Genomic DNA, 6,205 nt, shown 5'->3' with positions numbered 1-6,205 from the left:
TAAGAAAAGCGCAAGCGCCCTTCGAAACAAGAAAAGCACTTGTTTCTGCGAGGTAGTTCTATGTAGCTTTCCTTACTCGGGGCGAAGATCACTCGATGATGCTTTTTCGCTGGAGATAGACAAATTTTGTACTCTCTTTTCTCGTAAAAAAGCTCTTCCTACTATAGGAAGAGCTATCAGTTATTTCTTTTTATTTAAAAAGGATAGACAAAATAAACAATCTTCATCACGTGGACTACCGAAATGGAGATTACAGATATGGAAACCTTCCTCATAGATACGAGCAAGATTATCATACCCTTCTCCAACAAAAGGCTCTTGATGATCAACTTTCTCTTGATCATTTGAAGATCCATTCTCCATTTCTGAATTTGAATTTCCTTCTAATCGCTGACGTAAATGATGGTTTTCGACATGCAGGTGCTGATTTTCTTCAAGCAATTTTCCGAGGTTTTGCTTAAGATCCCCAAGCTGCTTGTACAGTTCCCCAATCTGTTCCTCCATGTACGAAACCTGTTCAAAGATCTCCTTTTTGTTCACGCCTAAATCCACCCCATTATTCTGTGGCTTGTGCAGGTAGTGCTCCTTCTCGAATGAGTTCATCTAAGGTGTAATCTAGTGTCCGTTCCATTTCAGGAATCTCTACTTGTACTATTCTCTCTAGGATATTAATCCCGACTACTTTCCCTTGACCGTATTGGGTTTTCAATGATACCCCAAGGTCAGGAAGCTCTTTCTTTGCACTTTCATATTCATCATTCTCATATTTTAAACAACACATGAGGCGTCCGCATAAGCCGGAAATCTTAGTTGGATTTAATGATAGATTCTGATCCTTTGCCATTTTGATAGAGACCGGCTCAAAATCACCTAAAAAAGTGGAACAACATAGCATCCTGCCACATGGTCCAATTCCACCTAACATTTTAGCCTCATCTCGAACTCCAATCTGTCGAAGTTCAATTCTTGTCTTAAATATTGCTGCTAAATCCTTTACAAGCTCACGGAAATCTACTCGACCATCTGCGGTAAAATAAAAGATTACCTTGTTACGATCGAACGTAAATTCCACATCTACTAGCTTCATGTCTAAAGAATGTTCAATGATCTTTAAATCACATACTCGATAAGCTTCCTCAGCATTTTCTTTATTTTCCTGAACAATGAGCTTATCTTTATCAGTGGCCTTTCGAATCACCTTTTTTAGAGGAAGTACGATATCCTCCTCATCCACTTGTTTGTTTGCTACGACAACCTTCCCAAATTCAATACCTCGGACGGTTTCTACAATTGCATAATCGTCTGTTGTCATTATATATTGATCCGGGTCAAAATAATAGATTTTCCCAGCTTCTTTAAAACGAATGCCTACTACTTCTACCAATCTTAATCACCTCTGTAAATGAAGAGTAAGCTGCTCCATCACTAAAGTCGGATTTACATTTTGGGAAAGCTTCCTCCGAGCTTCTGTGATTTGAGTTAAAGCATTGGCAATGACTTGCTGTGACCAAACCATTGTCTGCCTTTCTAACCGCTCTTTTTCTCCATTAAAAATGATAGCTCTTTCATATCCCACATGAAGATACATTAAATCCCTATACCACGTTAACAAAAGATCTAGCCCAAGCTGAAGTTGTTCTCTATCTTTAAAATGAGGTATCCATTTTTGATGGATGATTAAAAGTGCTTGATCCTCTTTTTCTTCAAACACTTCTACTAATTGTATCATTATTTTTTGTGCATTCGCAAACCAATCATTTTCGTTCCATTCCATCGCTTTTCTTGGATCATTTGTGAGAGCTGTCAAAACCCTTGCATAGCGAGGGTTTACATCATCCTTGACTAATTGTTGTTCCAATTGTATGGTCGATAAAGGAAGAAAGGATATAATTTGGCATCTGGAACGAATCGTATCTAAGAGGGCATGTCCATTCTCCGTAAGTAAAATGGCCACTGTTTCTTTACTAGGTTCCTCCAAAAATTTCAACAATCGGTTAGATGCATTGACAGTCATTTTTTCAGCACCTTGTATAATATAGATTTTTTGATTAGATTCCATACCAGTATAAGTAAACTCTTTCTGTAAATGAAGAATCTGATCTTTTTTTATAGACATTCCATCAGGTTCAATCCAATGAACATCAGGATGATTTCCTGAGCTAATTCTTCTACAATTACTACACTGTTGGCAAGGTTCCAATCCATTAGGATGTAAGCAAAAAATTCGCTTAGCAAAATGAAAACTTATTGCTTTTTTTCCTGTACCCTTCGCTCCTTGAAAAAGATAGGCGTGTGAAATTCGACCCTTTTTTAGACTGTTTTGAAGCATTTTGACAACATTGGGTTGATTTTGTTCAAAGATCTCCCATCCATTCATTGAGCAACCACCTTACGTATATAAATTAACAAGAAGTCCCTTTATTTCACCGATGATAGAAAGAAGGTCTATAGAACGACTTTCTTGCTCCATAATCGCATCGGTCAATTCTATTAACTTTTTGTCTACTTCCTCTACCGTTGTAAACCTTCGATTCTGTCCATTCATATTCCAACTATGAGATTGTTTTAAATCCATCCCATGTTGTACGGCTTCTTCTATAAACTGTTTTACCAAGCGCTTGTATCTAGAAAGATCTTTAAAGGTTCTTGACCTACCTAGAATTTCACCCTGCTTAGTAATATCTGTTAAAAGCTTTTGAATCTCTTCAGATCTCATTCGATCTGATTCCTTTTGGACTATATTTTGAAAACTTGTACTACTTTTTTTAATGGATGAATGGTTTTTTTGGGCTGCATCGATTTGTGCACGAACTTCCTGGCCGATCTTCATGATACAGCCCTCCTTACAAAAAAATAAAATTAAAATTGATGAAAAGCATCAATCGGTAGTACAAATACTGTAGCCCCTCCTACCTCAACCTTCACAGGCTTTGGAATATAGGAGTCTGCATTACCACCCATTGGTGAAATGGGAGCAATCATTTGACTTCTTTGACTACAATTTTTTTCAACAGTATCTAGTGCTTCTTGGACTTGTTCTTCCTCGCACCCTATCATCAATGTTGTATTTCCCTCTTTCAAAAACCCACCAGAAGAAGCAAGCTTTGTGGTCTTAAAGTTTTGTTTTGATAGAGCATCGGTTAAACGATTACTATCTTTATCCTGTACCACTGCAATAATAAGCTTCATTTTCCCTTCCTCCTTTTCATCCCTTTCTTTATATTATAACAGGTCTTTGAATACTGTTCTTCTTTTCTATTGAATAAAAGACTCAATCATATGATAAGCATCCTTCACAACATCGGCAAGGTCTTGTTCCGCATTTATAACCTTAATTCTATCTGGGAACTTTGCAGCCAACTGTTGATAGGCCTCAAATACTTGTTCATGAAACTTTAAATGTTCAAGGTCTAAGCGATTTTGTTCACGCTCTTGATTTGCCTGAATTCGTTGGAGTCCTATCTCAGGTCGCACTTGAAACAACAAGGTCAATTGCGGCATACAGTCAGCAATAGCAAATTGATTGATTTTAAATACTTCCTCCATTCCTAGTCCTCTTGCTGCGCCTTGATAGGCCAAGGAACTATCTACAAATCGATCACAAAGAACAATTTTACCTTCTTCGAGAGCAGGAAGAACTTTTTCAACTAAATGCTGTCTTCTTGCAGCCGCATATAATAAAGCCTCTGTACGCGCATCCATTTTTAGATGCGAAGGGTCTAAGATAATCTCTCTAATTTTTTCTGCTATTTCAATTCCGCCAGGTTCACGCGTGATCATTACATCATAAGATTTCTTCGATAATTTATCATGAATGATGGAAAGAACGGTTGATTTCCCAGCACCCTCTCCACCTTCTACAGAAATAAATAAACCAGCCACATTTATTCTCCTTTTTTTATGACCTTTATACCTCGTTGAATGGAGATTCTATCATTTTGAAACCCAACCCCGCGTTCAAGAAGTTCATGTATTTGTCTTATATGATCTTCCGTTATTTTTTCACCTTTAAATAAAATCGGGATTCCGGGTGGATATGGAACTATAGATTCCCCTGAGATCTCACCTATCGCATCCTTCCATATTCTTTCTTCCCAAACAAGTCTTTTCAAATCGCCAAAAGAATAAGGAAACTCTGAGTGCGGGAAGCTAGAAACAAGTACCTGCTCTATTTTATCATGTACCGGTAACATACCCGCTAATTTTTCTGTTAGATTTAATTTATTTTCTAATTTTTTTATATCAAAATAACGTTCCAATCCTAAAATAAGTAATAATTGGTGAGGAGTAGCCATTTCCAAATAAATTCCTTGCTCCTCCATCAGCATTTTTATTTCCTTTGGATCATATTCCTCTAGGTGTAACGTTATTTTTAATGGGTCATCCTTCTTAGCCTCAAAAGGGAGCACTTTCCACAATTTATAAGATTGAAATAACGATCTTATTTCTTGCACTATTCCCATAACATTCTCATCATTATAATTAGCTAGGTATTTCCTCGCCTCATCAAGAGAAGCTAATATTAAGTATGAAGGGCTACTTGATTGCACTATTTGAAGAACATGCTTTAATCGTTCTAGATTGATCCTTTGAGTTTGAATATGCAAATACGCTCCCATTGTAAGTGCAGGTGCCATCTTATGAGCGGACTGTACCACCATGTCTGCCCCATATCTTAAAGCGGGCATCGGAAAAGCAGCACCAGTGGAAAAATGAACACCATGAGCCTCATCTACACAAACAATCATTCCGTGCTTATGGGCGAGATCAACCATTGGCTGAAGGTCATAGGTCCGCCCAAAATAATCAGGATAGGTTAACATAATGGCCTTTGCCTTTGGATGACCAAGAATTGCTTTCTCTAGCTCATTATAAGAAGGATGTCCAAAACGAAACACGTCTTTATCATATTCTGGGTTTATAAAGATAGGTTTTGCTCCAGCTAGCTCCAATCCATGAAGAACAGATTTATGAGAATTTCGTTGAACGATAATCTCATCCCCTTCTAAACACAAGGAGAGAATCATGGCTAAATTTCCTACAGTACTTCCTCCAACAAGAAAAAATGTATGATCGGCTCCAAAAAATTCAGCAGCTATCTCCTGAGCTTCTTTAATAACTCCTTCAGGATGATGAAGATCATCTAAACCTTCGAGCTCAGTCACATCAAAAGGAAAGACTTCCTTCAAAAAATATTCAGAGGTAATTTTTCCATTTTTGTGTCCAGGTACATGGAAGGAGATCGGATCTTTTTGCACATATTTTATGATCGCTTCCACTATCGGGGTCTTATTCTGTCTCTTCATAACATCCATACTTCCTCCCTTTTGGTTATGTTCTAATGGTATAGAATCTATAATGAGCGTGCAATACAAAAAATCGAAAAGCCCGCCAATTGGCGAGCTTAGTGAAATTCATCTTAGTTTAAGATAACATCTTAGTTTTTTGTTTAGTAGCTTTCAATTTATCAATATAGTATTGATATTTTTCCTCATGAGGTTCTGTCTCTAGCATCTCCTTTTCACAAACACAACAAATGTAAGATGTATATAGATAGTAGCCCTCATCTGTTTTACGGTTACAAATGACACAAATATCTTCCCTATTTGTTTTATTATTCATTCTCCCCACCTCCGTTATTATTAGGGTCTCCTAATCTAACGAATTTTATACATAAAAGTTTCTACGTTTCATTGTATGTGAGATTATTAGATTCTTGCCTGTTCACTTATAGATGATTTATGAATTATTTATTGAGGATGAGATGGGTGGTTTTATTTGAGTAGCACTGAATTTTTCAAGTAATGAAATTGTTCATTGAGGGTCAGAGCTTTTTTATTAATTTTCTTTGTTATCTGGGGTTTGGAGGTTGATGACGTGGCAGGTTTGGGACATTGTCTGATGGGGGCTACGATTCTTATTTGAATGCTACATGAATTGTTTGGGTGATGGATTAGTTCATTGAGTGCTAGAGAGGTTTTTCATTCATTCTCTTTATTGTAAAGCTTGAGTGCTAACTATTGTGTTTGGGTGCTACTTTCGGAGTTTGAGAGTCGATTTGATTCATTGGGTGACAGTTTCAGAAATTTAAGTGCTAAAACCCTTGATTTGCGTGACGGTTTTGGGAGGGATAGTGACGCTAAAGAAGGATGCGTGCTACGATTCTTACTTGTGTGCCGCTGACCCTATTTGGGTGATGAATTAG

Annotated in this window: 8 protein-coding genes; all 8 read right to left on the bottom strand. The window is 37.3% G+C overall.

Annotated elements, in window-relative coordinates:
• Positions 1–180: 180 nt before the first annotated feature.
• The 8 genes from yabA to RZN25_17825 all read right to left on the bottom strand — a co-directional run bounded on the left by yabA (position 181) and on the right by RZN25_17825 (position 5,622).
• Positions 181–540, bottom strand: a complete 360-nt coding sequence (gene yabA / locus RZN25_17860; protein ID MEQ6378674.1) for a DNA replication initiation control protein YabA — start codon at positions 538–540, stop codon at positions 181–183.
• 16 nt (positions 541–556) lie between these two features.
• Positions 557–1,384, bottom strand: coding sequence for a stage 0 sporulation family protein (locus RZN25_17855; protein ID MEQ6378673.1), 828 nt, complete (start codon positions 1,382–1,384; stop codon positions 557–559).
• A gap of 6 nt (positions 1,385–1,390) precedes the next feature.
• Positions 1,391–2,377, bottom strand: a complete 987-nt coding sequence (holB, locus tag RZN25_17850; protein ID MEQ6378672.1) for a DNA polymerase III subunit delta' — start codon at positions 2,375–2,377, stop codon at positions 1,391–1,393.
• Between the two features lie 12 nt (positions 2,378–2,389).
• On the bottom strand, positions 2,390–2,830 hold the full coding sequence (locus tag RZN25_17845) for a YaaR family protein (GenBank protein ID MEQ6378671.1): 441 nt from the start codon (positions 2,828–2,830) through the stop codon (positions 2,390–2,392).
• Positions 2,831–2,859: 29 nt separating this feature from the next.
• Entirely contained in the window at positions 2,860–3,189 is a 330-nt protein-coding gene (locus tag RZN25_17840; GenBank protein ID MEQ6378670.1) for a cyclic-di-AMP receptor, read from the bottom strand.
• Positions 3,190–3,255: 66 nt separating this feature from the next.
• Entirely contained in the window at positions 3,256–3,882 is a 627-nt protein-coding gene (gene tmk, locus RZN25_17835) for a dTMP kinase (protein MEQ6378669.1), read from the bottom strand.
• Positions 3,883–3,884: 2 nt separating this feature from the next.
• Complete coding sequence (locus RZN25_17830; protein ID MEQ6378668.1) at positions 3,885–5,315, bottom strand: aminotransferase class I/II-fold pyridoxal phosphate-dependent enzyme; 1,431 nt, start codon at positions 5,313–5,315, stop codon at positions 3,885–3,887.
• Between the two features lie 109 nt (positions 5,316–5,424).
• Positions 5,425–5,622 (bottom strand): sigma factor G inhibitor Gin, encoded by a 198-nt coding sequence (locus tag RZN25_17825; GenBank protein MEQ6378667.1) that lies wholly within the window; start codon positions 5,620–5,622, stop codon positions 5,425–5,427.
• Between the last annotated feature and the right edge of the window lie 583 nt (positions 5,623–6,205).

This window comes from Bacillaceae bacterium S4-13-56 (assembly GCA_040191315.1).
Lineage (GTDB): Bacteria > Bacillota > Bacilli > Bacillales > JAWJLM01 > JAWJLM01.
This window is presented reverse-complemented; position numbering and strand designations above follow the sequence as displayed.

Excerpts from the sequence above, each read along its gene's own strand:
- holB (MEQ6378672.1), bottom strand. The coding sequence starts at position 2,377 with ATGAATGGATGGGAGATCTTTGAACAAAATCAACCCAATGTTGTCAAA.
- RZN25_17845 (MEQ6378671.1), bottom strand. The coding sequence starts at position 2,830 with ATGAAGATCGGCCAGGAAGTTCGTGCACAAATCGATGCAGCCCAAAAA.
- RZN25_17840 (MEQ6378670.1), bottom strand. The coding sequence starts at position 3,189 with ATGAAGCTTATTATTGCAGTGGTACAGGATAAAGATAGTAATCGTTTA.
- RZN25_17830 (MEQ6378668.1), bottom strand. The coding sequence starts at position 5,315 with ATGGATGTTATGAAGAGACAGAATAAGACCCCGATAGTGGAAGCGATC.
- RZN25_17825 (MEQ6378667.1), bottom strand. The coding sequence starts at position 5,622 with ATGAATAATAAAACAAATAGGGAAGATATTTGTGTCATTTGTAACCGT.